Below are 274 nucleotides of genomic sequence, written 5' to 3'. Positions count from 1 at the left end.
GACCTGCACTTCAGCGACACCGTGTACGGCTTCGGCGCCGGCCTGTTCTTCATCGCCTACGCGCTGTTCGGCGTGCCCAGCAACATCGCCCTGGACCGCGTCGGGCCACGGCGCTGGATCGCCTGCCTGATGGTGGTGTGGGGCCTGCTCTCCACCGGCATGCTGTGGGTGGAGAGCGCGCGCGGGTTCTACGTGCTGCGCTTTCTACTGGGGGTGGCCGAGGCCGGGTTTTTCCCGGGGATCCTGGTGTTCCTCAACCGCTGGTACCCGGCGC

1 protein-coding gene is annotated in these 274 nt (G+C 68.2%); it reads left to right on the top strand.

Annotated features, from left to right (window positions below; translation table 11 throughout):
* Nucleotides 1-274: MFS transporter (locus AAEZ09_RS28225; RefSeq protein ID WP_350601640.1), on the top strand; the 274-nt coding region annotated here is incomplete at both ends.

This window comes from Pseudomonas sp. 65/3-MNA-CIBAN-0223 (genome assembly GCF_040310425.1).
In the GTDB taxonomy this organism is placed as follows: Bacteria; Pseudomonadota; Gammaproteobacteria; order Pseudomonadales; family Pseudomonadaceae; genus Aquipseudomonas; species Aquipseudomonas gregormendelii.
Note: the sequence above shows the minus strand (reverse complement) of the source record. Positions and strands in the feature narration are given on the sequence as shown.